This window comes from Streptosporangium sp. NPDC003464 (assembly GCF_053588315.1).
Genome location: NZ_JBSFPS010000115.1, coordinates 1 through 22253, shown reverse-complemented (window position 1 = coordinate 22253; position 22253 = coordinate 1). Strand labels below are relative to the sequence as shown.

Below are 22253 nucleotides of genomic sequence, written 5' to 3'. Positions count from 1 at the left end.
CAAGATCTCGAACGCGTCTGGACAGTGCCATCAACCGGGGCGATTCAGTCGGTGGCGATGTGGCGTCTGCGGCCCCTGGGCTTCTTGCCCGCATCGTGGCCCTGGGCGGCCTCGGGGGCGCTGAGTGAGGTCTTGACGGTCTGGGCGTCGATGACTGCCGCGGGGTAGTACGCGGCGGCCCTTGCGGCGGACCTCCTCGCGCAGGCCCGATCCCGAACGGCCTTTCACGCCGGTGCGTCGCACCAGGTGAGGCAGTAGGTGCGCAGGTCCGTGCCGAGAACCGGGGTCTTCCCCTCGGCGAGCTGCCTGCGCAGTTCGGTCAGTTCCTCGCGGAACCGTGCGTGGAGGCGACCGACTCGTCCCCGACAGCCTGGGCGGGTCCGTCGCTCACGACAGCGCGGGGTAGTCGGTGCAGCCCTCGTGGTCCCCACCGTAGAAGGTGGCTCGGTCCGGTTCGTTGTACGGCCCGCCGCGCCGTACCCGCTCCGGCAGGTCGGGGTTGGCCAGCCAGAGGGCGCCCAGACTGATGACGTCGGCGACGGTCAGTGCCTCCTCGGCGGCTTCGGGCGAGGCGTGCATCCCGGCGTATACCGGGGTGGTCCCGGAGTGGGGATTGAGCATGAGCACGCCGGGCCAGGCAGCGCGGATCTCCTCGGTGACCCGCCTGTTCCCGACTTCCAGCAGGTGCACGTAGGCCAGGTCGGGGTGGAGCGCGCGGACCAGACGGGTGTAGACGCCCATCGGGTCGCTTTCCTCGATGTTGTTGTACGGGTTCCCCGGGGACAGCCGGATGGCGGTGCGCTCGGGGCCGATCGCCTCGGTCACGGCGTGGGTGACCTCGACGGCAAAGCGGATCTTGTCTCCGTACTCGTCGGTTCGCAGATTGACGTTGTCGGACAGGAATTGCTGGATCAGGTAACCGTTGGCGCCGTGCAGTTCCACCCCGTCGAACCCGGCGTCCATGGCGTTGCGTGCGGCCTGGGCGAAGTCGGCGATCGTCTGAGCGATCTCCGCCACGGTCAGCGCATGCGGTGTGGGGTGGTCGAGCATCGTCCCGTCGCGCGCGGTCATCTGCCCGCCTGAGGGGACGGCCGAGGGCGCCACCGGGAGTCTGCCATCGGGATACAGACTGGGATGCGCGACCCGGCCGCTGTGCCAGAGCTGGGCGAAGATGCGGCCGTCCCGGTCGTGCACGGCATCGGTCACTCGGCGCCACGCCTCGACCTGCTCAGCGTTGTGCAGGCCCGGGGTGTCGATGGAACCCTGCCCGATCACGGAGGGCTGGACGCCTTCGGTGATGATCAGTCCTGCGCCGGCGCGCTGGGCGTAGTACTCGGCGGTCAGTTCCGTGGCCAGCCCTCCGGCGGCGGCCCGGCTGCGGGTCATCGGGGCCATCGCCAGCCGGTTGGGCAGCTCGAGCTTGCCGACGGTCACGGTGTCAAACAGTGTCTTGGCCATGACAGGGACGTTAGGGACGGGACCACTGGGCCGACATCCGTAGTGCCCACGGGGTAGCGTCACGGGGGTGCAGATGACGGTAAGAACGGAAATATCCGCGCTGGTGGAACAGGCGACCGGCGGCACCCTGCTCATCCGAGGCACGGCGGGCTCGGGCAAGTCCACCCTGTTGGAGGAGGCCGCGCACGGTCGGCGGACGCTGCGCACCACCGGCATCGAGGCCGAGTACGGCCTGCAGGCGGCAGCTCTCGACCGGCTCCTACGTCCCGTATCACTGCGCAATGCCACCGACCCGTTCCAGGCCGGGGAGGCGCTGATAGCGCTATTGAGGGAAGGCCCTCGGGTTGTCCTGGTCGACGATGCCCACTGGCTGGACCGTTTCTCCGCAGCCGCACTTGTCTACGCCGCGCGTCGAGCGCATGCCGAGGGTGTGGTGATCATCTTCGCGGCCGACGACGACTTCGACGCTCCCGGCGTACCGGAGCTGGCCCTGCCCGCCCTGGACGCGGCCGAGGCAGCGGAGCTCATCGCCGACGTCGAACTGAACCCCCAGGTCCGCGAGCGGATCGTGCGGGAAGCGGAGGGCAACCCGCTCGCGCTGCGCGAGTTCGCCAGCGCACTCACCACCGAGCAGCGTCTCGGCCGCGTAATACCGCCGCCCCTGCTCGCCGTACGGCCGCGCGTGCTCGGCCGGTTCGGCCACCGGCTGGCCACCGCGGTCTCCGAGGGCAGCCGCCCGCTCCTGTCCCTGATCGCCGCGGAACGCGATGGCGACCTCGCCGCCATCATGACGGCAGCGGCCGCGCTCGGCCTGACCGAGAACGACCTTGCGGAAGCAGAGGGCGTCCTGCGTGTCACGGGGATGCGGGTAGAGTTCCGGCACCCCCTGGACCGCGCCGCCGCCTACTGTCTGGTCCCGCTCGCGGACCGGCTACGCGCGCACCGCCTGCTGTCCGACGCCGTACACGACCCGGTCCGCCGCCTGGCGCACCGGCTCGCGGCCACCATGACCCCGGACGAGAAGATCGCAGCAGAGCTCGAAGACCTCGCCCGCCGCGCCGATCCCCTGCTGGCGGCCTGCATCTACGACCACGCCGCGCTCCTCAGCGCCCAGCCGGAACAACGCACCCGGCGCAGCGGCGCGGCCGCCAGGCGACTCCTGCGCGCCCACGACTACGAGCGGGCGCTGCCCCGCCTCGCCGGCCAGGAGAGCGTCCAAGCCATGCTGCTGGCCGGAGACGACGACGCCGCCCTCGCTCTCGCCACCCGGCAGGTGGCGCGGCTGCGCGAGCAAGGCCGATGCGACGCGCTGCCAGAACCACTCGGCTGGCTGGCCCGGGCCCTGATCACCGCAGGCCGGTTCTCCGAGGCCAGAGCAGCTGTCGAGGAGGCCACCCGGATCGCTGCTGACGCTGCTCCCACATCTGACCTCCTCGCCGAAATCGCCGCCCTCGAAGGTTCCTCCGATGGTCTGCCCGGTCTGCTGGAACTCGGGCTCGGCCGGTTCCACGAGGCCCTCCCCCACCTGGAAGCGCGCTGGCGCCAACCGGACACTCCCATGATCGCCGCCGCCGACCTGGTAGAGGCAGCGATCATGGCCGGCAGGCCCGAACGCGCCGCCGAGCCGCTCGCCCGCTTCACCGAATGGGCCGAGCGGACCGGCCAGGACTGGGCCATGGCGGTGGCACTGCGCATCCAGGCCCTGGCCGGCCAGGGCGAACAGGCCGACGACCTGCTAGCGCGCGCCGTGCACCTTCACGAGCGGGGCGGACGTCCCTTCGAGCGAGCCCGCACCGCTCTGCTGTACGGCCAGCGGCTCCGCCGAGCACGCCGCACGTCCCAGTCGAGGCATCCGCTCCGCCTGGCTGCGGAACTGTTCGAGCATCTCGGCGCCGCAGCGTGGGCCACGCGGGCCCGTGCCGAACTGCATGCGGCCGGTGAGCACTCCGCTTCGCGAGCAGAGCCGCTCAGCCGGCTCACCTCACAGGAACGCCGCATCGTCCGGCTGGCCGCAGCGGGCGTCAGCAACCGCGAGATCGCCTCACAGCTCTTCATCAGTCCGAGAACCGTGGAATACCACCTCTACAAGGCATATCCGAAACTCGGTGTCGCCTCCCGACACGAACTTCACACCGTGCTCAGAAACGGCTCCCCTACAGGTGATGAGGGTGACCACGTGACCGCAGCCGCGGGCGGCCCGGCGTGGAAGCCCCTGCAACGACAAGATCCGGCCTGATCGCGATGATCAGACGTGATCCCGTCAACTTCAGTCCGGCCGGCCGCACAGCAACTCGGCGCGGGCCGACAGGTAAGTGAGCTCAGTCTGCTCGACCGGAGCGTCGAACCAGCGCGATTCCTTCTGCATGATCAACAGTTGGGTACGGCACTGCTCCGCACGTGAGGGCTGCACAGCCGAAAGCACCTCGGCCTGGGCCATGACAGCGCGTGCCCGCACCGGCATGAAACAGCCCAACCGCCGGAACGGCTTCTGGATTCGCCGCCATCAAGCCGCCTCGTCCGTGGAATCGGGAGTGGGAGCCAGTCGCACGCTGCCGGACCGGGCCTTCTCGTCGGGGAAGACCCACTTCCGGAGCGCCCAGAAGCGGAAGACCATGGCGATCAGCGTGCCGATGACCTGCGCGCTCGTGAAGTCGGCGATCTCCTGGGTCAGCAGGCTCACATCCGGGGTCTCCAGACGAAATACGTACCGGGAGATCCATAGCGGCGCGGAGCTGAGCACTAGACCGACGCCACTGACCAGGAAGAACAGCGCCGCCTCGTGACGGCGCTCGCGGCCGCCCCTGGTCCGGAACGACCATTCGCGGTTCAACACGTAGGACACGATCGTCGCCACGAGCACCGCGATGATCTTCGCGGTCACCGGCTTCGGTTCCAGAACGGTCAGCTTCAGCCCATAGAACATCGTGTTGTCCACCAAAAAGGCTGTTCCACCCACCACCACGAACTTCAGCAGTTCACGGTGCTTCAGCGCAAATGCGTGCAGCGGTTCCGGCAATCTTGCGAGTACTGCGTTTGCTGTTCGGAGCACCCCCGATCTTCTCACCAGTCGAACACCCTGGTAACAAGATTTACGGAGTAGTACCGGGCCCCCGCCGGGCGGACCCCTCGTCCGCCCGGCCTGGCGGCATGGACAACGGTCACCGAGGGCGCGTGGCGGCTGACGGCTGCTCCAGCCCGCCCCGGTGATGCATGAACCGCGCTTCCGGGAAGCGGCCCGACGGCCCTTCGAGCAGTGACGGTGACTGTCCCTTGAGATGCTTGTCGAAGAACGCGAGCGAGTAGGCGTTGACGATGTCGTGTGCTCGCTGAGCGTCGATCGTCCCGTTCAGGCCAAGCTGCGGTGTGACCGGTGACCAGACCGGGACGTCGGTGAAGTCGACGTGGAACAACCCAGGGACCTCCACGTAATAGCCGGCGCCCGGCAGGCGCTGGTACACGTCGGTTATGGTCTCGATGGTCTCGGAGATCTCCTTCTCCGGCCAGCCGCCGCTGCGCTCCCGTTCGAGACGGAAGGTCTCGGTATCGCGGGTCATGAACATGACTGGCTGCCGCAAGCCCGCCCTGACGACGTGGGCCGTCATTTGAACGTCCATGATGAAGCACGCCTTGAGGCGCTGGTCCTTCGCGCACGCCTCGGCACCGGTCGCGCCGCCCCACGAGATCCCGAAGACGCCGGCGCGCTCGAGGTCGAGGCGGCCGGTCAGGATGCCGTCGGGGTCGGCTCCGTTCAGCCCCGCGAGCCGGTCGAGCGCGAAGCTGACGTCCTGCGCGAAGTACGGGATGATCCCGTCGGGAAGCGCCTCCCCCTGGAGTGTCGGCGCGTCGGGCCGCGGCGTCCAGCTCTGGCTGATCAGCGGATAGATCTTGTCCCTGGGCCACCCCGGGATCTCCCGCCCGTCGGGGAAGCGTGTCATGGCGGCGGCGCCCGGCTGGTCGAGCCCGACGACCACGTAGCCGTGCGAGACCAGTTCCTGGATCTGGAAGGTGCTCGCGGCGCGGAACCCGCTGAGCCCGGTGAGGGAGATGAGCACCGGGTAGCGGGGGCGGTCGACCGCCATCCGAGCGGACGTGACGGCGTTGGTGGTCACGTACCTGAGCTGGCTGAAGACGGGCTCCGGGAAGCCGGCCAGGCGCGCCATCGCCGACGTCACCGCCTCGGCGTCTTGGATGTAGGGGGTGCGCGGCGCCGACGGCTGAGGCTCGGCGGGATACCAGACCTGCGCCATGAGTTCCCGGTGATCATCGGGGGCGTCGGTGAACAGCTCCGGACGGCCTGCGTCCACCCAGTGGTAGGTCGTAGTGCCGATCGCATACGGTCCGGTCGGCTCGGGGAAACGGAATACGGGCATCACCGTCGCCAGGAGGATGGAGGCGAGGGCCGCCAGCGCACCCAGTCCGGCGGCTGAGCCGGCGACCAGTCGGTTGACGTGCACGGCGCTCGGCCGGACGACGCCGGTCAGCCAGGTCAGGAAGAGGATCGCGGTCAGCGCGTAGGCAGGGGCCAGCTGCCAGCGCGGGCCTTCGACGAGGAGCTGCGCTGCCGCCAGGAGCAGCGCGGCGGGCACCACGGAGCCTGGCCGGCGCAGCGCGCGTAGCCGGGGGATCACCACGATCGCGAGCCCCAGCAGGTTGGCGGCCGACAGCAGGATCTCCAGGGGTCTCATCAGGCGCTCCTCAGGTTGTGGCTGCTGCCGACGGCCGTTCGGGCGGAGACCGGGTCGAGCCGGACCAGGTCGTCGGCGTTGGCGAGCTGCGGCTCAGGCAGCTTGGGCATGCGGGTCTCCTGTCTGTACGGGGGCGGGGGTGCTCGGCGCTCGGACGTCCTTGCCACCGGGTAGCGGGTCCGCAGGGTGGGTGCGGTGAGGGCGTGCTGGATGGGCCACCGACAGTGGACTGTCCGAGGGAGGAGGCGATGCTCGACCGAGACGGTGACCGCGGGCAGCTGGACATTGTGGTCATGACCGCTTCCCTCCGAAACCTACGTCGTAGGTTTCCACCTGCACGATAAATTCTACGGTGTAGATTTGGCAAGAGGGAGGGAGTAGACGTGGCCAGACGCACACAGGGCACGTCGGCGGGGCTCGATCGCGGGCGCATCGCCGCCGCCGCCGTCGTGCTCGTCGACCGCGACGGCCTCGAGCGCTTCGGGATACGGCGGCTCGCGGAGGAGCTCGGGGTCGACCCGATGTCGATCTACCACCACATCAAGGGCAAAGCGGCGCTGCTGGACGCGATCTCCGAGGCCGTGCTCGCCGAGGTGGCGGCCGGCGCGGACGACACGCCCCGCGGCTGGGAAGAGATCACCCGCTGGACGGCGCACCGCTACCGGGAGATGGCCTACCGGCATCCCCGGGTGTTCCCGCTGCTGGCTACGCGCGCCCAGACCTCGCCGGTGGCCCTCGCCGCCCTGGAACGACTGGTCACCGCGATGCGTGAGGCCGGTCTGCCCGACCAGGTGGTCGCGGACGCGCCGCTGATGCTGTTCGGCTTTCTCAACGGATATCTGCTGGCGGTCCTCAGCGGCGGGCCCGACGGGGTCGGTGACATGCCCGCGATCGACGCCACGGTGTACCCGACGATGGCCACCCTCACGCCCCTGCAGGCCGGCTTCGGGTCTGTGGCGGAGTTCGACCGGATGCTCGACGCCGTACTCGGCGGGATCCGGAACCGGGCCGATCGACAGGAGACCCGCTGAGTGCACGGACCACGGCGAACGCCCGCCGAGCTCTTCAGCCTCGGCTGCGCGCTCATCTGCCGGCGACGCCTCACGTCATTGTGTCAGGAGCTCTTGGGGGCCAGTTGGGGCGGTGCTCGTCAAGGAAAACACACGCGCACGGTGAGGCCGCCCCTAGGGTTGGCCTCGGCGGTAACGGCGGCGCCGTGGGCTCGGGCGATGGAGGCGACGATGGACAGGCCGAGCCCGGCGCCCTCGCCCGCCGTGTGCCGACGTTCATGGAGGCGGCGGAACGGCTCGAAGAGCAGAGGGACCTCGTCGGCGGGCACGAGCGACCCGGTGTTGGCGACGGTGAGCGTACGGTCCGGGGCGGTGAGGGTGATCCGGACGATGCCGCCCCACTCGTTGTAGCGCAGGGCGTTGCCGAGCAGGTTGCGGACGAGGTGGGCGAGCAGCACCGGGTCGCCCTCGACGGTTGTCGGCGCGGCCGTGATCTCGACGGAGATACCGCGCTCCCCCGCCTCGTCGGCGAGTTCGGCGGCCACGTTCGTTGTGGTCTTGTCCAGCGCGACCGGTTCGGGTCGCTCCAGTCCCTGGTCGGTGGCGGCGAGCAGCAGCAGCGACTCGATGAGGTGTTCGCTGTGGTCGGCGACCTCGATGAGCTTGCTGCGGATCCATCGCACCCGTTCGGGGTCCGTGTCGAGCAGGCCGATGTCGGCCGCCGCCCGCTGGACGGCGAGCGGGGTACGCAGTTCGTGCGCGGCGTTGGCGGCGAACCTTCGCTGGGCGGTGACCAGTTGCTCGATCCGGTCCAGCATCTGGTCGAAGGTGTCGGCCAGTTCCTTCAGCTCGCCGGGCGGGCTCTTCAGGCCGATGCGCTGGTGGAGGTTCTCGCCGGAGAGCTTTCGGGCGGTGGCGGTGATCACGCCGACCGGGCGCAGCACGCGGCCCGCCATCCACCAGGCCAGCAACAGTGAGAATGCGGCGAAGACGGCGAGTGCGATGCCGGAGACGGTGAGCAGGCGGCTGAGCGTGGCGTCGGCGGCGGCGCCGACCATCTTGGTCTGGGCGTACTCGCCGGCCTGGTCCAAGGAGATCAGGCTGCCGGGGCGGGGTCCGGATGCCGTGGGCAGACCGCCGGGGCGGGGTCCGGATGCCGTGGGCGGGGCGACTTGGATGACCGGCCATACGCCCGAGAAGGCGCTGCCGATGCGGTTGTCGAGCCCGTCCTGGACGAAGGAGTAGATGACCGTGACGAGCACGCACGCCGCGCCGAGCAGCAGGCTGCCGTACAGGACGGTGAGGCGGGCGCGCTCAGTGGCGGGGCGCAGCCGGCGGAGCGCCTGCCATCCCCTGGTGCGGGTGCGGATCACTTGCCTTCCTCAAGATCGGCCGGGGATCGCTCGTCGTCCTTCGGTGCGGCCGGGGCGAGGGCGATGCGGTAACCGGCGCCGGAGACGGTCTCCACGACCGGCGGATCGCCGAGTTTGGCCCGCAGCCGGCTGAGGGCGACCCGTACCGGATTGGTGTTGTAACCCGCATACTCCTCCCACACCTGCTCGATGAGGTCCTCGCCGCTGACCACCGCGCCGTCGGCCCGCATCAGGGTCTCCAGGACGGCGAACTCCTTGCGGGTGAGCGTGAGCCTGCGGCCGTGCCGTTCGACCTGGCGGCGTGCGGTGTCCAGGACGATTCCGGCCCGCTCGATGACCGGAGGGAGCGCCGGCCTGGCACGCCGGCCGAGCGCGAGGACCCTGGCCAGGAGCTCGTCGTACGCGAACGGCTTGGTGAGGTAGTCGTCGGCGCCGAGGCCCAGGCCCGCGACCCGGTCGGGGATGGTGGTGGCGGCGGTGAGCATCAGGATACGGGTGAGCAGGCCGTCGGCGACCAGTCGGCGGCAGACCTCGTCGCCGTGCAGGCCCGGCAGGTCGCGGTCGAGCACGAGTACGTCGTAATCACCGAGCTGCGCCTTGCGCAGCCCACTGAGGCCGTCGAGGGCGACATCCACCGTGATCGCGTCACGGCGCAGACCCAAGGCGATCATCGTGGCCAGGAACGCCTCGTCTTCCACCACTAGTACGCGCATGCCTTATGTCTATCTGAAATGGACCTTTCGCCGTTGTTGCGCCGACCCGCGTGCCCGGGCCTGCAGTCGGCCCGCACCGGGGCTCGGGTCGGCTGTAAGAGAAACGAAACAGCCCCCTCTGCGACTCTCTCACCAGCCGCGATCACGCGGTACCGGCGCGGCGCCCGCCGCCGCGCACCCCTGTCCGCGAGGAGAAACACAATGAGGAACCACAGGCTCCCCCTGGTCCTGGCGTCCGGTCTTGCCGCCCTGGCCATGCTCACCACCGCTTGCTCCCCATCGTCCGGATCGGACGATGGGGCGAAGGAGACGGTCACGACGGGCGGTAACGGAGCGGGCGGCAGCGGAGCGGGCGACAGTGCGGCCGCCGACAAGGCGCAGGCCCTGCGTTCCTGCCTGCGCGGCAAGGGCATGGACGTGCCCGACCTGAAGCCGGGCGCGAACCCGTACGCCGAGGTGCTCAACCAGCCCGCCGGAGTCTCTCCGGAGAAGTGGAAGCAGGCGCTCGACGAGTGCGGCAGCGGAGGCAGCGGGGGCCACAGCGACTCAGGCAGCCAGCAGTCGCTGGACCAGCAGGTCAAGATCGCGGAGTGTGTGCGCGCGAAGGGCTTCGACATGCCCGACCCCAAGGCGGGGCCGGACGGGGCGAACAGCGGTTTCAAGCTCCCCCAGGGGGCTGACCCGGAGAAGTTCATGAAGGCGCTGAACGAGTGCGCCGCATGAGGGGCCGCACCACAGCCGTCACCGTGGCGGCGGTCGCGGCCGTGACGGGTGGCGGCTTCGCTGTCACGGGCCTGGTCGACCAGTCGGACGCCAAGGACTCCGGGCAACAGCGGACCGGGCTGCCACCGGCCACCGCGCCGATCACCGACGGCGATCTGGTCAGCAGCACCAGCGTGGACGGCACTCTTGGCTACAACAAGGAGAGCAGGGTCAACTCGGGTGCGGCCGGCACGGTGACCTGGATCAGTGCCGCCGGTGCCAAGATCAGGCGGGACGACCGGCTCTACGCCGTCGACGGCAAGAGCGTACGGCTGATGTATGGAACCGAGCCCATGTACCGGTCGCTCAGGAGCGGGAACTCGGGCAACGACGTCCGGCAGCTGAAGCGGAACCTGCGGGCGCTCGGGTACGGCAGCGGCCTCGTCGCCGACAACAAGTTCACGCCCGGCACGGCCGACGCGGTCAAGCGGTGGCAGCGGGCGCACGGGCTGGAGGAGACCGGCGAGACCGGTCCCGACCAGATCGCGTTCGCGCCCGGTGCGGTGCGGGTGCAGAGCGCGGACGCGGCGGTCGGCGACCGGACCGCGCTCGGGCAGAGGTTGCTCACCACCACCGGCTCGGCCCGGGTCGTACGGTTGCAGGTGAAGGTGGCGCAGGCGGCGCTGGTCAAGGTCGGCAAGGAAGTGCAGGTGCAGTTGCCTGACGGGACCAGGACACGCGGCACCGTCTCCTCGGTCGGGTCCACCGCGAAGTTCGGCGACGACCCCAACGACAAGACCCCCCGGATCGCCGTCGTGGTCACGTTCGGTGACCCCGGCAAGGTCAAGGGCTTCGACAAGTCGCCCGCCACTGTGTGGCTCAAGGGCGAGACCCGCAAGAACGTGCTGAGTGTGCCGGTCGGGGCGCTGCTCGCGCTGGACGACGGTTCGTTCGGGGTGCAGGTCGTCGAGAACGGCAAGGCCCGTGAGGTGAAGGTGAAGCTCGGCATGTTCGCGCAGGGCCGGGTGGAGATCTCCGGCGACGGGCTGCGGGGCGGCATGCGGGTCGGGGTGCCGTCGACATGAGCACGGCCATCCGAACCGCGCCGCCGGTGGTCGAACTCGCCGGCGTCACCAAGGAGTACCCGGGCGGCGTCACCGCGCTGCGCGGGGTGGACCTGACCATCGAGCGGGGTGAACTCCTCGCGATCGTCGGGCCCTCGGGGTCGGGCAAGTCCACGCTGCTCCACATCGTCGGCACCCTCGACCTGCCGACGGCCGGGTCCGTGCGGATCGCGGGGTACGACGCGGCTGCGCTCAGCGACCGCAAGCTCTCCGCGCTGCGGGCCCAGCACATCGGGTTCGTCTTCCAGGCGTTCCACCTGGTGCCAGGCATGAGCGCCCAGGACAACGTGGCCGAGGGGCTGCTGTACTCCGGGCTGCCGCGCGCCGAACGCCGCAGGAGGGCGGGCGAGGCACTCGAACGGGTGGGGCTCGGCGAGCGGTTGAAGCACCGGCCTCACGAGCTGTCCGGCGGGCAGAAGCAGCGGGTCGCCATCGCAAGGGCGGTTGTCGGCGAGCCCGATCTGCTGCTCGCGGACGAGCCGACGGGCGCGCTCGACTCGGCGTCCGGCGAGGCCGTCATGGAGCTGCTCCATGAACTCAACAAGGAGGGCGCCACCATCGCTGTCATCACCCACGACACGGAGATCGCCGAGATGCTGCCCCGCCGGGTCAGGATCCGCGACGGCCTGGTCGTCGAGGACGCCGGCAACCCCGTGGTGGCTTCCCTCTCGAAGGGGGACGCCCGGTGAGCGGGCGGCGGCCGGCCCTGAAGCCGGCCAGGCTGACACCCCGGGACGTGCTGCACACCGGCTCGGCCGGGATGCGGAACCGCCCGATGCGGGTGGTGCTGTCTGCCTTGGGCATCGCGATCGGCATCGCCACGATGATCGCGGTGGTGGGCATCTCCGCGTCCAGCAAGGAGCAGCTCCTTCAGGAACTCGACAGGTTGGGTACCAACATGCTCGTCATCACCCCGGGCGAGGATCTCCTGACAGGGAAGAAAGTACCGCTGGCCGAGGACGCGGCGGGCCGGGTGGCGCGGATCGACGGTGTGGAACACGTCGGCGCCACCGGTCAGCTCCCCTTCTCCGTAAGGCGTTCGGACAAGATCTCCGGCGACATCACCGGCGGTATCGCGGTCCAGGCCGCGAGCGGGGACCTCCTCACCACCCTGCGGGCTCGCATGATGAGCGGCACCTGGCTGAACGGCGCCACCGGCAAGTACCCGTCCGTCGTCCTGGGCGATGTGGCCGCCAAGCGCCTCGGCATCACTGCGGCCGGCCAGCAGGTCTACATCAACGGGCAGTACTTCACCGTGCTCGGCATCATCGGCCCGTTGCCCCTGGCCCCCGACATCGCCCGCTCCGCGCTGGTCGGCTGGGACGTGGCCCGCTCCCGACTCGGCTTCGACGGCCGTCCCACGACCGTCTACGAGCGCTCTGCCGACGTGAGGGTCGACGCCGTCCACGCCCTGATCCCGCGCTCGGTCGACCCGCAGACCCCGCACAATGTCAACGTCAGCGACCCCTCGTCCGGGCTCCAGGCCAAGGCCGCCGTGGAGGGAGCCTTCAGCAACCTGCTGCTCGGCCTTGGAGGAGTGGCACTCCTGGTGGGCGGCGTGGGTGTCGCCAACACCATGATCATCTCGGTTCTCGAGCGTCGTTACGAGATCGGGCTCAGGCGCTCGATCGGCGCCACCCGCGGCCAGATAAGGAGCCAGTTCATCACCGAGTCGCTGCTGCTGTCCGGGCTCGGCGGCGCCGCCGGCATCGTCCTGGGTGCTGCCGCCACCGGCGTCTACGCGGCGAGCAGTGGCATCCCCTGGGTGATCCCGCTGTGGGCGGTCGGCGGGGGCTTGGCCGCCACGCTGGTCATCGGCACGGTCGCCGGCCTCTATCCCGCGGTCCGCGCTTCCCGCCTCTCCCCCACCCTGGCGCTGCACGCGAGCTGACAGGCCGCGCCCTGAAGTGTCCGCGCGTATCCCCTCCAACGCCCGCGTACGTGCGGTCCCTGCGGGCCGGCAGTGCCTGGAGCCCTGCTTCGGTCCAGGTCTTGCGCCGGCGCTGATCCGAGCGCACGCCGACCCGTAGCCGTTTGGCGATCACGGGATTGGGCTGTCGTCGGGCGGACAGTTCCGCTGCCTGCAGGCGGAGCTGTCCGCGAAAGGTCCGGCGTTCGGCAAAGGTCCGGCGTTCGGCGGTCAGGCCACCACCTTGTGCGTACCGCATGAATCCGACATATCCGGTGCTCTGTCGTCGTCAGCCCTCGACGGCACCACACCCACAAGCTCAGTAACCGGTGACCCCGGGTTGGGCCGAGTCGGCCAGGATTGCCGCCAGTTTGAGGCCTTCGTCGGCGAAGAGCCGTCCTGCCTGCTCTCCTCTGGCCCGCGTTTCCAGGAGGACAAGCCGGGAGGAGCCATCGCGTTGGGGTACGACGCGGATTTGCCGTACCTCGCTGGAGCCGATCTCCTGCAGTTCGGGGTGGATCGCGCTGGGTGACCAGGTAACTTTCCAGGCGCGGTCAAAATCGATGATCTCCAGTTGTCCGTCATAGGTATAGGGGACCGGACCGTCGAGGGTGACGGAGAACGTGGCGTGGTAGGTGGCGGTCTCCCCGAAATTCAGGTTGGCCTTGGGGCGGACGCGGATCCTCCGGATGGTTATCTGCTTGGCCTGGGAGCCCTTGGTGAAGGCGTCATAAACGCCGTCGAAGTCTCGGGGCGGTTCCAGCACCTGGGCTTTCATGGCGGGTAGGTCGCCGCGTTGCCAGGCCGTCAGGAACGCGGTCGCCGTCCGCTGGGGCGAGCCTTCGGTGCGAAGCGTCAGGTAGACGGCAGTGCCTGAACCGAGGATGGCGGCCAGGGCTACGGCGACGGTGATCCCTGTCCGTCGCCGGCGGAGAGGAAGCGCGGGCATACCGGGCGACTCTATCGGCTGGGCCGCAACACATGATTCACAGGCCTTGACCAGGGGTCCCGGAACCCCGTTATCGGAGCGCGTACTGTCGCCACTTGCCGTTCTGATGCGGGCGGCGTGGTCAGGCCTCGGCTCCGTTCACAAGGACTCGCCCTCGCCGGAGGTCTCGGTGGGGTCGGCGAGGCCGACCAGGGGCAGCGCTTGGTGGGCATACGCCTGGTCGCGGCGGCCCAGGTGACCTCGGGACCCCTAGAATCGGCGGCCGAGCACTGATCGAGAAGGGCAGGAGGCCGAGGGTGGAGCCGACCGGTGCGTTGGCGGAGGCCGACTGGCAATCGCATCGCCCCGCCGTATTCGGGGCGGCCTACCGGATCCTCGGCAGTGTGGCCGAGGCCGAGGACGTGACGCAGGAGGTCTGGTTGCGCGCCGCCGCCGCCGACCTGTCCGAGGTGCGCGATTTGCGGGCCTGGCTGGTGACCCTGGCCGCCCGGGCGTCCTACAACGTGCTCAAGTCGGCCCGTGTCCGGCGGGAGTCCTACGTCGGGCCCTGGCTCCCCGAACCGCTGCTGACCGGGCCCGACGCCGCCGCTCAGGTGCTCATGGACGAGTCGGTGAGCACCGCGATGCTGGTGGTCATGGAGACGCTGACCCCGGCCGAGCGCGTCGCGTTGGTGCTGCACGACGTCTTCGACTTCCCGTTCGACCGGATCGCCGAGGTGCTCGGCAGCACGCCCGCCGCCGGCCGCAAGCTCGCCTCCCGCGCGCGGGCGCGGGTCGCCGCGGTCAAGGAACGGCCCCGGGCGTCCAGGGCCGAGACCGAACGTCTGCTCAAGGCGTTCAAGGCGGCCGCCGACGCGGGAAACATGGCTGAGCTCGTCGAGCTGCTGCACCCCGAGGTCGTCTATGTCGCCGACGGCGGCGGCAAGGTGACCGCCGCGCGCAGGCCGGTGCAGGGCGCCGAGCCGATCGCCCTGCTGGCGGTCAGGCAGATCGAGATCAGGCGTCCCGACGCGTTCCAGATCATCGAGGTGAACGGGCAGCCGGCCCTGGCGACCTACCGCGGTGGCGAACTGGTCTGGCTCGACACCGTGGAGATCGCCGACGGGCGGATCACGACGTTGCGGAGACTGGCCAATCCCGAGAAGTTCGCCCACATCGGTCACATCTGAACCCGCTGTCTTGTCTCCCTGCCGCCCCCGGATCCCCAGGGGCGAGGCTGAGAGAGGACGAGACGATGGCACACGTTGTGATCATCGGAGGCGGTTTCGCGGGCGTGTGGAGCGCGGCGGGCGCGGCACTGGCACGCGAGCGCGCGGACGGTGGTGCGGACCTGCGCATCACGCTCATCGCGCCGAACGAGCACCTGGTGCTGCGGCCACGCCTGTACGAGCCGGAGCCGGACCTGGCCAAGGTGGAGCTGCGCAGGATCCTCGGGCCGATCGGCGCCGGGCACCTGCGTGCCTCGGTGAGCACGATCGACACCGACCGCCGCACGGTGGTGGCCGATGGTGAGGAGATCGGCTACGACCGCCTGGTGCTGGCGGCCGGCAGCCGGCTCGTCCGGCCCCACGACCTGCCGGGCGCTGAACGGCTCTTCGACATCGACACCCTCGACGGAGCCCGGCGACTCACCGGCTATCTGCGCGACCGAGAGGACTACACGGCCGTGGTCGTCGGTGCCGGGTTCACCGGTCTGGAGGCCGCGACCGCGCTGGCCGCCCGGGGCCGGGTGCTACTGGTGGACCGGTCGCAGGTGGTCGCAGCCCAGCTCGGCCCGGGCCCGCGTGAGGAGATCGAGGCGGCACTGGACGAGCTGGGCGTCGAACGCCGTCTTGGAACGACGGTGACCGAGGTCGGCGAAGGGCATGCCGTCCTGTCCGACGGCACCAAGGTCGAAGCGGACGCGGTGGTCTGGTCGGTGGGGATGCGGGCCAGCGAGCTCACCCGGCAGATCTGCGACGAGCTCGACCACCTCGGCCGGATACCGGTGGACCGGCGGCTGCGCGCCCTTCCCGAGGTGTTCGTCGCCGGGGACACCGCTGCGGCGGCGTTCGACGCCGAGCACACGGTCATGCAGGCGTGCCAGCACGCCACCCCGCTCGGCAAGGTCGCCGGGTACAACGCAGCGGCCGACCTGCTCGGTGTGCCGCTGCGCGACTTCACCCCCGGCCCGTACGTCACCTGCCTGGACCTGGGCGGTGCCGGTGGGATCTTCACCCGGGGCTGGGACCGAAGGGTGATGGCCTCGGGCACCGACGGCAAGGAGATCAAGATGCGGATCAACCAGGCAATCCACCCGCCGGTCGACGACGCGGAGAAGATCCTCGCCGCCGCCGACCGCGTCCACATCGAGCTCCCCTTCTTCCCCCGCGACGAGGAGAAGACCACTCCCGCCGCCTGAACCCCGCCCTCCCGCGGAACGCGGCGGACCACTGCCGCCGCGTTCCCCGCGCTCCCGCCACGGCCGGCCGAGCTCGCCGCCCAGCTGTTCACCCGCCCCATCCGGGGCACCGGGTGCTGCAGCAGCCGTACGGTCACCGACGGCGACACCAGCGCGTCACCCACCGCGGCCGCCCGGACGGCCTCGATGAGCAGCGTGGGCCCGCTGTCCTTGAGCGGGAACCCGGCGGCGCCGGAGCGCAGGGCTCCGTCCATTTGCCGGTTGTCGGTGATGAGGAGCCGAGTAGTCACGGTTGCTGCTCGTCGGTGACGAGGAGCCGAGTAGTCACGGCCCCAACTCCAGAGATCAACCGTTCGGCCGAGGGTGTTATGGACTCGCGGCCGATGCCGGCGCCGACCCGGGACCGCAAGATCAACCCCATGGCACACGACAACCCCTACCCCGCGCGGACAAGGCCCGTACTTGTGGCCGCCGTCGCGGGACTGTTCGCCCTCACGGCCTCCATCGTCTGGGCGCCGGCCCCCGCCGCCGCTGCCACTGCCGCGGCACCCGGCGCGCCGTATCTCCCGGAGCCGACCGGCCCTCACCGGGTCGGCACGACGTCCCTGCACCTGACGGACACCTCCCGCCCCGACCCGTGGGTCCCCGCGGCCAAGACGAGGGAGCTCATGGTCTCCCTGTGGTACCCGACGGCAGCGCGTGCCGGGCGGCGCGCGCCGTACGTCACCCCCAAGGAGTCGGAGCTGCTCTTGAAGGGCTCGGGGATCAAGGAACTGGAGAACATACCGCCGGAAGGGCTGAGCCGGACGCGGACGAACGCCTTCACCGACGCCGAGCCGTCGGGACGCCGGCGCAGTCTGCCGCTCGTGGTGTTGTCGCCCGGCTTCACCTGGCCTCGCAGTTCGCTCACGGGTCTGGCCGAGGACCTGGCGAGCAGAGGGTATGTGGTGGCCGGCATCGACCACACCTACGAGAACTTCGCCACCACCTTCCCTGACGGGCGGGTCGCCACCTGCGCCGCCTGCCAGAACGTCAACGACGACGACTTCGGCCAGAAGGTGATCCGGAACCGGGCGATCGACATTCCCTTCGTGCTCGACCAGTTGACCGGTCCGCGGCCCAGGTGGAAGGGCAGCGCCCTGATCAATCCGGCCCGGATCGCGATGGCGGGCCAGTCCGTCGGAGGGGCCGCCGCCCCGGAGACCATGTTGAAGGATTCCCGGGTGCGCGCTGGGATCAACATGGACGGCAGCATGTTCCTCCCGATCCCCAAGAGCGGGCTGGCGCGACCGTTCCTGTTGATGGGCGCCCCCTCAGCCGACAGCACCTGGAAACGGGACTGGGAGCACCTGACCGGGTGGAAACGCTGGCTGGTGGTGACGGGGGCGCTGCACCCGTCCTTCACCGACTACGACATGCTGCTCCAGCAGCTCGGCGTGGACCTCGGCAGCGGCCTGAAGGAAACCCGCTCGGTGGACATCACCCGCGAGTACGTCGCCGCCTTCTTCGACCTGCACCTGCGCGGCAAGCCGCAGCCCCTGCTGGACAAGCCCTCCCCGCGCTACCCCGAGGTCCAATTCTGCGCGCCGTCGGCCAAGAACTGCTGATGTGAACACCCGCGCTCCAGGCCGATGATCATCCATCGACCTGGGCCCGTGGGAACGGGATCGGCTGGGCATGCCGGCCGACCTCGAACGCGTGTGGGTTGCCTACGCGGCCGGGCACGCGCCGCTCGATGCGGAGAAAACGCTCGTCGGTGTGCCCACGTGGCACGACCTGCCCGGCCTCTCGGATGGTCACCTCATGCCCGGCGGCCAGGCGTGGCTGGGTGCTGCTCGAAGCCGGCCGCCATGGATGTCAGGGATGCGTCGAAGGTGACGGCAGTCCTTGGAAGAGGTTGAGCGCTACCGGCCCACGGTGGAGAACGTGTGGCACGTCGCCCCACGGCAGCAGCGGCTCGTCTGGGCTGAGGTTCCGGAGCCGCTCAAGAGCGCGGTCGGTCACTTCGGAGACTGCCCGTAGCGTGGCGGTTGTCAGCGGGAGATAGTCGTCCTCGGTGCCGGGGTCGGCAGTCCGGGCTCCCGGTGTGACGCGCATGAGCCGGATGCAGCATCGTGCTGGGTCGAGTTGCGAGGCGTCGAGTGTCCAGACCGGGACGTCGCCCATGCGCAGCCCAGCACTTCGCACCGCGTCGAACAACACTGTGGGGTTGAGCGGTGAAAGGAAGACCACGTCGGCCCAGGTGCACTCGAGCGGTATCACTCGTTCACGTAGAAGGTGCTCTCGGCCGGTGTACTTGGCGACGTGACGCGCGTGGAGGTCCGGGTAGCGCTCCCGAAGCATTGCCAGCGGCAGGAGCTGGTCACCACGCGGATCCGTGATCATGGCGTGGAAGAGGCGCCCGCGAGCGCGCTGCTGAGTGAGTTCGATGGACATAAAAAAAGCGTCGGGCTCGAAGGAGGCCGACGCATGATCAATTATATCCGATGTCCTCCATGGGAACCGCACTGAGAGATACTTGATCTCGTGCTCCCCTGCCGCACTGGCCTGGCGGCCGAGGACACGCTCGGGAGCCGAGGGCCTATCTGGAGGCCGCCCGGCGCGTGAGCAGCTTCCGTGGCAGCGCTGTCTCCACTCGGGGGCGGATCGTCTCAGCCGACAATCACCTTCTCGGCCAGCTCCCGGATGACGCGGGCAACCTCGGCCGGCTTCTTCAGGTCGGCCCCGTGGTCACATCCGGAGAGCACCACCCGCTCGGCGCGCGGCATCACGCGCTGGACAGCGTCCAGCCGCTCGGCCAGGTTCGCCGGGCTGTGCTCGCCGCCGAGCAGGACCGTGGGGACCTCGATCGCGGCGTAGGCGTCGAGGCGTACACCGAGCCGGTCCATCGCCTCGAGGTCGTCGAGTTGCCTGGGGACGAGGCGGCGGTAGTACGGGATGAGGGCGGTGATCGCGCCGCCGAGCCAGGCCTGCCGGTCCGGCAGTCCGACGGTGTCCCGCATGAAGATCGTCAACGCCTTGCCCGGCTTGCCCGACGCCATCGCCGCGCGAGCCCGCTGAAGCACCTCGCCGCCCTCCCCCGACAGCGGCGGCCCGATCACCGCGGACGGCTCGAAGATCACGGCGCCGGCGAACGAGGACGGCGAGGCCACCAGGGCCTCCAGTGCGACCACCCCTCCGGAGGAGTGACCGTAGAGAACCACCGGCTTCCCGACGGAGCGTATGAGCGCCAGCACGTCTTCGACCTCCTGCTCGACCTGGACGGGCGCGCCGCGATCCAGCCGGTACTGCCGGCGGTCCAGTCGCAGCACCCGGTAACGGCCGGACAGGATCGCGGCCACTTTCCCGCATCGCCTCCCGTCGGACAGCCCCGGATGGACCATCACGATCGGCGGCCCCTGCCCCTCGTCGTAAGCACGCACTACGCCTCCTCACTTAGCATCGCTAAGGGCTTCACTTAGCGACGCTAAGCTACTCACATGCCCATCGACAAGAGGCCCGGTCTGACCAAGCAGGTGCTGATCGACACCGCGCTTCGGCTGCTCGACGAGGTAGGGCTGGAGGGACTCACGGTGCGCCGACTCGCCGCGGAACTCGGCGTTCAGTCCCCCGCGTTGTACTGGCACATCCGCACCAAGCAGGAACTGCTCGACGGGATGGCCGACGCGATCTGCCGGGCTCCGGGGATGGGCCCGCCCCGTGACGACGAGGCCTGGCAGGACTGGCTCCTGCGCCGCGCCCGGGCCTACCGCACCACGCTTCTGGCCCGGCGCGACGGCGCACGCGTGGTCGCCCACGCCCGTTCACTGAGTCCCGAGACCGTAGCCCTGTTCGAGCAGGAGCTGACAGCCATGGTCGAACGGGGCTTCACACCGGCGCTGGCGCTGCACACGATCGCTTCCCTGACCTACTACGTAAACGGATTCGTCCTGCAGGAGCAGGCGGCAGCGCCGTCGCCGGAGTCCCTGGACCGCGCACCGGCCGTGCTGGTGGCTGCCCTGCGTGAGGGCGGCGGGCCGATCGGCGAGGAGGCCTTCGAACACGGCCTGCGGGTTTTCATCGACGGCACGTCCGCTGCGCTGTCACCCGGCTAATGGCCCGTCACCGAACCTTGGCGGGATTGGTGAGGCCATTCTTGTCGTCCTGGGCGCCCTGTCCCTTCGCCCTGCCTCTGCTCGCCAAGAATGCGCTTTAATGCTTGGCTGTGCTCTTCCAAGAAATCAACCAGCTCATCACCTACGACGAGCGGCAACGGATGGTCCCCAGCGATCGCGACAGGCTCACCGCGCTCGTCGACTCGGCCCGTGCTCAAGACCCCACCGACTACACCACGCTGCGCGCGCTGGGGGTCGGGCTGCTGGTTCTGGGCGAGTACGGCGACGCGATCGATCACCTCAACCGTGCGCTCGATCTGGCGGACACGAGCGGCAGGCGGATCGCGGCGTCAATCAATCTGGCCGACGCCTATCGCTACTCAGGCGACGCGGCTGCCTCGGAAACTCTCTGCCGCGAGATGCTCGCCCTGGCGAGAAAAGAGGTACCCGAGATGTTGTACTTCCCGCTCCAGCATCTCGGCAAGACCCTCGCTGACCTGGGTCGCAGACATGAGGCGCGCGAGGTGCTGCACGAGGCCCTGACTTTGCGCATGACCGAAGGCGACCCCGAACTGATCGCCAGAAGCCAAGCGGCCCTGCGACTCCTCGACATCTAGCGATCTTCATGCGGCCTTGGCTGGATAACTGGTCCAACTCCTGATGGGTGAGCTGGCCGTGGAGTTGGTCTTGGGCTGGGCGCGGATGTTGAGCCAGCGGACGTAGGCGCCGATCGCCGTGTCTTGAGGAAGGACAAGAACTCCCGCCACCGCTTGCGTTTGCGGATGCGGTAGTACAGCTGGCCGGTGGCCAGGTCGAGGGCGGCAGTCATGTGCATCACGCCGTAATAGCGGTTGTAGGTGGCCCGCAGCCGCGCCGGACTTCCGGCCGGCCGCCAGCGTTTGCCCTTGCGGGGCATCGGGTTCAGCGGCCCGAACTCATCGACGCAGACCGCCTGCCCCTCGGCGGGCCGTTGATCGTATAACTCCAGCACGCGCTGCATCTTGGCGATGAAGTACGGGTCGTTGGAGGCTTCCAGGCGGTGGTCCGCCAGACCACCCTGCCCGCGCGCAGGATCCGCCGCAGGTGTTCGCGGCTGTTCGCGGCCACCACGCCTCGAGTGATGAGGTGCTCGGCCAGGGTGCGCAGGCTCCAGGTCGACATCCCGGCGATGCCCCACTCAGCCGGGACCGTCTTGGCAATCAGATCTGCTCACGTACCTGCTCACTGATCGTTCGTGGACGGCCCCCGCCCCATTTTGGGTCCAGCGCCGCAACCCCCGCTCATTGAAGGCATGGATGACATCACGGACGTAGTCGTCACTGACCTGCATCAACGAGGTGATGTCCGGAACGCTTCGACCTTGGCCGGACATCATCACCACGATCGCCCGCCGCAGTTTCACCGGATCCGCTGCAGCTTGCGGCCTTCCTCCATCGTCAACGGCCGGACGGACACCTCCGGTCGGCGAACCATGATCACCTCCATGTTGCGGAAGCAGCCAGCCTGACGGCCTCACCGCCCGAGACCAATTACCCGTTCGAGATTCCGAGACGAGCCACTAGCTGGAATGCGGCAGGGGCAGATGGCCGCCGTGCCGGTCGATCGCCGCGGCGAACTGTCCCGTCGCTCCAGGCCCAGCGGCAGGCCGAGGAGCGCGAGGACGCCGCCCGCGCCCGCGCGGCGGCGCTGGACGACCAGCTCACCGAGCAGCGCAGCCGTACCGACACCCCGGCCACCCAACTCGCCGCCGCCCAGGACGACAGCCGCCGGGCCCGCGCCCAGACCGACGCGACACGCACCGAGCTGGAGGAACTGCGCCGCGCCGGCGACGAGCA

General features: G+C 69.6%; 21 protein-coding genes and 3 pseudogenes. 11 read left to right on the top strand and 13 right to left on the bottom strand.

From position 1 onward, the window contains the following. Positions 1–47: 47 nt before the first annotated feature. Both ACWDS7_RS24700 and ACWDS7_RS24695 read right to left on the bottom strand, forming a co-directional pair. A pseudogene (locus ACWDS7_RS24700) lies at positions 48–161 on the bottom strand (IS5/IS1182 family transposase); the annotation flags it as partial. Between the two features lie 226 nt (positions 162–387). Further along, entirely contained in the window at positions 388–1458 is a 1071-nt protein-coding gene (locus ACWDS7_RS24695) for an alkene reductase (protein WP_451931197.1), read from the bottom strand. A 73-nt stretch (positions 1459–1531) separates the two neighbouring features. Between ACWDS7_RS24695 and ACWDS7_RS24690 the strand changes: the two genes are divergently transcribed. Beyond that, the gene (locus ACWDS7_RS24690) at positions 1532–3694 is read left to right on the top strand and encodes a LuxR C-terminal-related transcriptional regulator (RefSeq protein WP_451931205.1); all 2163 of its coding nucleotides are present in this window, start codon (positions 1532–1534) and stop codon (positions 3692–3694) included. Between the two features lie 267 nt (positions 3695–3961). On the opposite strand, the gene ACWDS7_RS24685 is transcribed toward ACWDS7_RS24690, so the two are convergent. Then, a complete protein-coding gene (locus tag ACWDS7_RS24685) occupies positions 3962–4474 on the bottom strand; it encodes a GtrA family protein (RefSeq protein WP_451931196.1) in 513 nt (170 codons plus the stop codon). 142 nt (positions 4475–4616) lie between these two features. Then, positions 4617–6143 carry an alpha/beta hydrolase family protein gene (locus ACWDS7_RS24680; protein WP_451931195.1) on the bottom strand — a complete coding sequence of 509 codons (1527 nt, stop codon included), beginning with the start codon at positions 6141–6143 and terminating at the stop codon, positions 4617–4619. Between the two features lie 383 nt (positions 6144–6526). Between ACWDS7_RS24680 and ACWDS7_RS24675 the strand changes: the two genes are divergently transcribed. Further along, entirely contained in the window at positions 6527–7174 is a 648-nt protein-coding gene (locus tag ACWDS7_RS24675) for a TetR/AcrR family transcriptional regulator (RefSeq protein ID WP_451931194.1), read from the top strand. A gap of 119 nt (positions 7175–7293) precedes the next feature. Here ACWDS7_RS24675 and ACWDS7_RS24670 read toward each other — a convergent pair whose 3' ends face one another. Both ACWDS7_RS24670 and ACWDS7_RS24665 read right to left on the bottom strand, forming a co-directional pair. Beyond that, a complete protein-coding gene (locus tag ACWDS7_RS24670) occupies positions 7294–8526 on the bottom strand; it encodes a sensor histidine kinase (protein WP_451931193.1) in 1233 nt (410 codons plus the stop codon). 62 nt (positions 8527–8588) lie between these two features. Next, positions 8589–9239 (bottom strand): annotated as a pseudogene (locus ACWDS7_RS24665) (response regulator transcription factor); the annotation flags it as partial. A 201-nt stretch (positions 9240–9440) separates the two neighbouring features. On the opposite strand from ACWDS7_RS24665, the gene ACWDS7_RS24660 reads away from it, so the two are divergent. The 4 genes from ACWDS7_RS24660 to ACWDS7_RS24645 are packed head-to-tail and all read left to right on the top strand — an operon-like array spanning position 9441 to position 12956. Then, positions 9441–9962 (top strand): hypothetical protein, encoded by a 522-nt coding sequence (locus tag ACWDS7_RS24660; RefSeq protein ID WP_451931192.1) that lies wholly within the window; start codon positions 9441–9443, stop codon positions 9960–9962. Further along, positions 9959–11026, top strand: a complete 1068-nt coding sequence (locus ACWDS7_RS24655; protein ID WP_451931191.1) for a peptidoglycan-binding protein — start codon at positions 9959–9961, stop codon at positions 11024–11026. The genes ACWDS7_RS24660 and ACWDS7_RS24655 overlap by 4 nt, the downstream gene beginning before the upstream one ends. Beyond that, positions 11023–11754: an ABC transporter ATP-binding protein gene (locus ACWDS7_RS24650; RefSeq protein WP_451931190.1), complete on the top strand. Its 732-nt coding sequence runs from the start codon at positions 11023–11025 to the stop codon at positions 11752–11754. Before ACWDS7_RS24655 ends, ACWDS7_RS24650 begins: the two co-directional genes overlap by 4 nt. Beyond that, positions 11751–12956 carry an ABC transporter permease gene (locus ACWDS7_RS24645; protein WP_451931189.1) on the top strand — a complete coding sequence of 402 codons (1206 nt, stop codon included), beginning with the start codon at positions 11751–11753 and terminating at the stop codon, positions 12954–12956. The genes ACWDS7_RS24650 and ACWDS7_RS24645 overlap by 4 nt, the downstream gene beginning before the upstream one ends. On the opposite strand, the gene ACWDS7_RS24640 is transcribed toward ACWDS7_RS24645, so the two are convergent. Together ACWDS7_RS24640 and ACWDS7_RS24635 are read right to left on the bottom strand one after the other, a co-directional pair. Further along, entirely contained in the window at positions 12877–13233 is a 357-nt protein-coding gene (locus ACWDS7_RS24640; protein WP_451931188.1) for a helix-turn-helix domain-containing protein, read from the bottom strand. The genes ACWDS7_RS24645 and ACWDS7_RS24640 overlap by 80 nt on opposite strands. Positions 13234–13293: 60 nt before the next feature. Further along, on the bottom strand, positions 13294–13923 hold the full coding sequence (locus tag ACWDS7_RS24635) for an NTF2-like N-terminal transpeptidase domain-containing protein (protein ID WP_451931187.1): 630 nt from the start codon (positions 13921–13923) through the stop codon (positions 13294–13296). 296 nt (positions 13924–14219) lie between these two features. Between ACWDS7_RS24635 and sigJ the strand changes: the two genes are divergently transcribed. Both sigJ and ACWDS7_RS24625 read left to right on the top strand, forming a co-directional pair. Then, positions 14220–15092, top strand: a complete 873-nt coding sequence (gene sigJ, locus ACWDS7_RS24630) for an RNA polymerase sigma factor SigJ (protein ID WP_451931186.1) — start codon at positions 14220–14222, stop codon at positions 15090–15092. Positions 15093–15157: 65 nt separating this feature from the next. Beyond that, positions 15158–16324, top strand: coding sequence for an NAD(P)/FAD-dependent oxidoreductase (locus tag ACWDS7_RS24625; protein ID WP_451931185.1), 1167 nt, complete (start codon positions 15158–15160; stop codon positions 16322–16324). A 109-nt stretch (positions 16325–16433) separates the two neighbouring features. Here ACWDS7_RS24625 and ACWDS7_RS24620 read toward each other — a convergent pair. Further along, positions 16434–16569, bottom strand: a pseudogene (locus ACWDS7_RS24620) (DNA-binding response regulator); the annotation flags it as partial. A gap of 174 nt (positions 16570–16743) precedes the next feature. Here ACWDS7_RS24620 and ACWDS7_RS24615 point away from each other — a divergent pair. Then, positions 16744–17931: an alpha/beta hydrolase family protein gene (locus tag ACWDS7_RS24615; protein WP_451931184.1), complete on the top strand. Its 1188-nt coding sequence runs from the start codon at positions 16744–16746 to the stop codon at positions 17929–17931. 250 nt (positions 17932–18181) lie between these two features. On the opposite strand, the gene ACWDS7_RS24610 is transcribed toward ACWDS7_RS24615, so the two are convergent. Both ACWDS7_RS24610 and ACWDS7_RS24605 read right to left on the bottom strand, forming a co-directional pair. After that, positions 18182–18760, bottom strand: coding sequence for a hypothetical protein (locus ACWDS7_RS24610; RefSeq protein WP_451931183.1), 579 nt, complete (start codon positions 18758–18760; stop codon positions 18182–18184). A gap of 215 nt (positions 18761–18975) precedes the next feature. Continuing rightward, a complete protein-coding gene (locus ACWDS7_RS24605; RefSeq protein ID WP_451931182.1) occupies positions 18976–19746 on the bottom strand; it encodes an alpha/beta fold hydrolase in 771 nt (256 codons plus the stop codon). A 57-nt stretch (positions 19747–19803) separates the two neighbouring features. Here ACWDS7_RS24605 and ACWDS7_RS24600 point away from each other — a divergent pair, with 57 nt between their 5' ends. After that, positions 19804–20418: a TetR/AcrR family transcriptional regulator C-terminal domain-containing protein gene (locus ACWDS7_RS24600; RefSeq protein WP_451931181.1), complete on the top strand. Its 615-nt coding sequence runs from the start codon at positions 19804–19806 to the stop codon at positions 20416–20418. Between the two features lie 110 nt (positions 20419–20528). Beyond that, complete coding sequence (locus ACWDS7_RS24595) at positions 20529–21035, top strand: tetratricopeptide repeat protein (RefSeq protein WP_451931204.1); 507 nt, start codon at positions 20529–20531, stop codon at positions 21033–21035. 560 nt (positions 21036–21595) lie between these two features. On the opposite strand, the gene ACWDS7_RS24590 is transcribed toward ACWDS7_RS24595, so the two are convergent. Together ACWDS7_RS24590 and ACWDS7_RS24585 are read right to left on the bottom strand one after the other, a co-directional pair. After that, positions 21596–21820, bottom strand: a complete 225-nt coding sequence (locus ACWDS7_RS24590; protein WP_451931180.1) for a helix-turn-helix domain-containing protein — start codon at positions 21818–21820, stop codon at positions 21596–21598. A gap of 110 nt (positions 21821–21930) precedes the next feature. Next, positions 21931–22253 (bottom strand): hypothetical protein (locus ACWDS7_RS24585; protein ID WP_451931179.1); only part of this gene is annotated, 323 nt, incomplete at its 5' end.

What these genes read in the sequence shown, in the direction of transcription:
- ACWDS7_RS24625 (WP_451931185.1), top strand. Translation starts at nt 15,158, where the DNA reads ATGGCACACGTTGTGATCATCGGAGGCGGTTTCGCGGGCGTGTGGAGC.
- ACWDS7_RS24640 (WP_451931188.1), bottom strand. Translation starts at nt 13,233, where the DNA reads ATGCGGTACGCACAAGGTGGTGGCCTGACCGCCGAACGCCGGACCTTT.
- ACWDS7_RS24695 (WP_451931197.1), bottom strand. Translation starts at nt 1,458, where the DNA reads ATGGCCAAGACACTGTTTGACACCGTGACCGTCGGCAAGCTCGAGCTG.
- ACWDS7_RS24690 (WP_451931205.1), top strand. Translation starts at nt 1,532, where the DNA reads ATGACGGTAAGAACGGAAATATCCGCGCTGGTGGAACAGGCGACCGGC.
- ACWDS7_RS24610 (WP_451931183.1), bottom strand. Translation starts at nt 18,760, where the DNA reads ATGTCCATCGAACTCACTCAGCAGCGCGCTCGCGGGCGCCTCTTCCAC.
- ACWDS7_RS24655 (WP_451931191.1), top strand. Translation starts at nt 9,959, where the DNA reads ATGAGGGGCCGCACCACAGCCGTCACCGTGGCGGCGGTCGCGGCCGTG.
- ACWDS7_RS24615 (WP_451931184.1), top strand. Translation starts at nt 16,744, where the DNA reads ATGGCACACGACAACCCCTACCCCGCGCGGACAAGGCCCGTACTTGTG.
- ACWDS7_RS24600 (WP_451931181.1), top strand. Translation starts at nt 19,804, where the DNA reads ATGCCCATCGACAAGAGGCCCGGTCTGACCAAGCAGGTGCTGATCGAC.
- ACWDS7_RS24650 (WP_451931190.1), top strand. Translation starts at nt 11,023, where the DNA reads ATGAGCACGGCCATCCGAACCGCGCCGCCGGTGGTCGAACTCGCCGGC.
- ACWDS7_RS24660 (WP_451931192.1), top strand. Translation starts at nt 9,441, where the DNA reads ATGAGGAACCACAGGCTCCCCCTGGTCCTGGCGTCCGGTCTTGCCGCC.
- ACWDS7_RS24680 (WP_451931195.1), bottom strand. Translation starts at nt 6,143, where the DNA reads ATGAGACCCCTGGAGATCCTGCTGTCGGCCGCCAACCTGCTGGGGCTC.
- ACWDS7_RS24635 (WP_451931187.1), bottom strand. Translation starts at nt 13,923, where the DNA reads ATGCCCGCGCTTCCTCTCCGCCGGCGACGGACAGGGATCACCGTCGCC.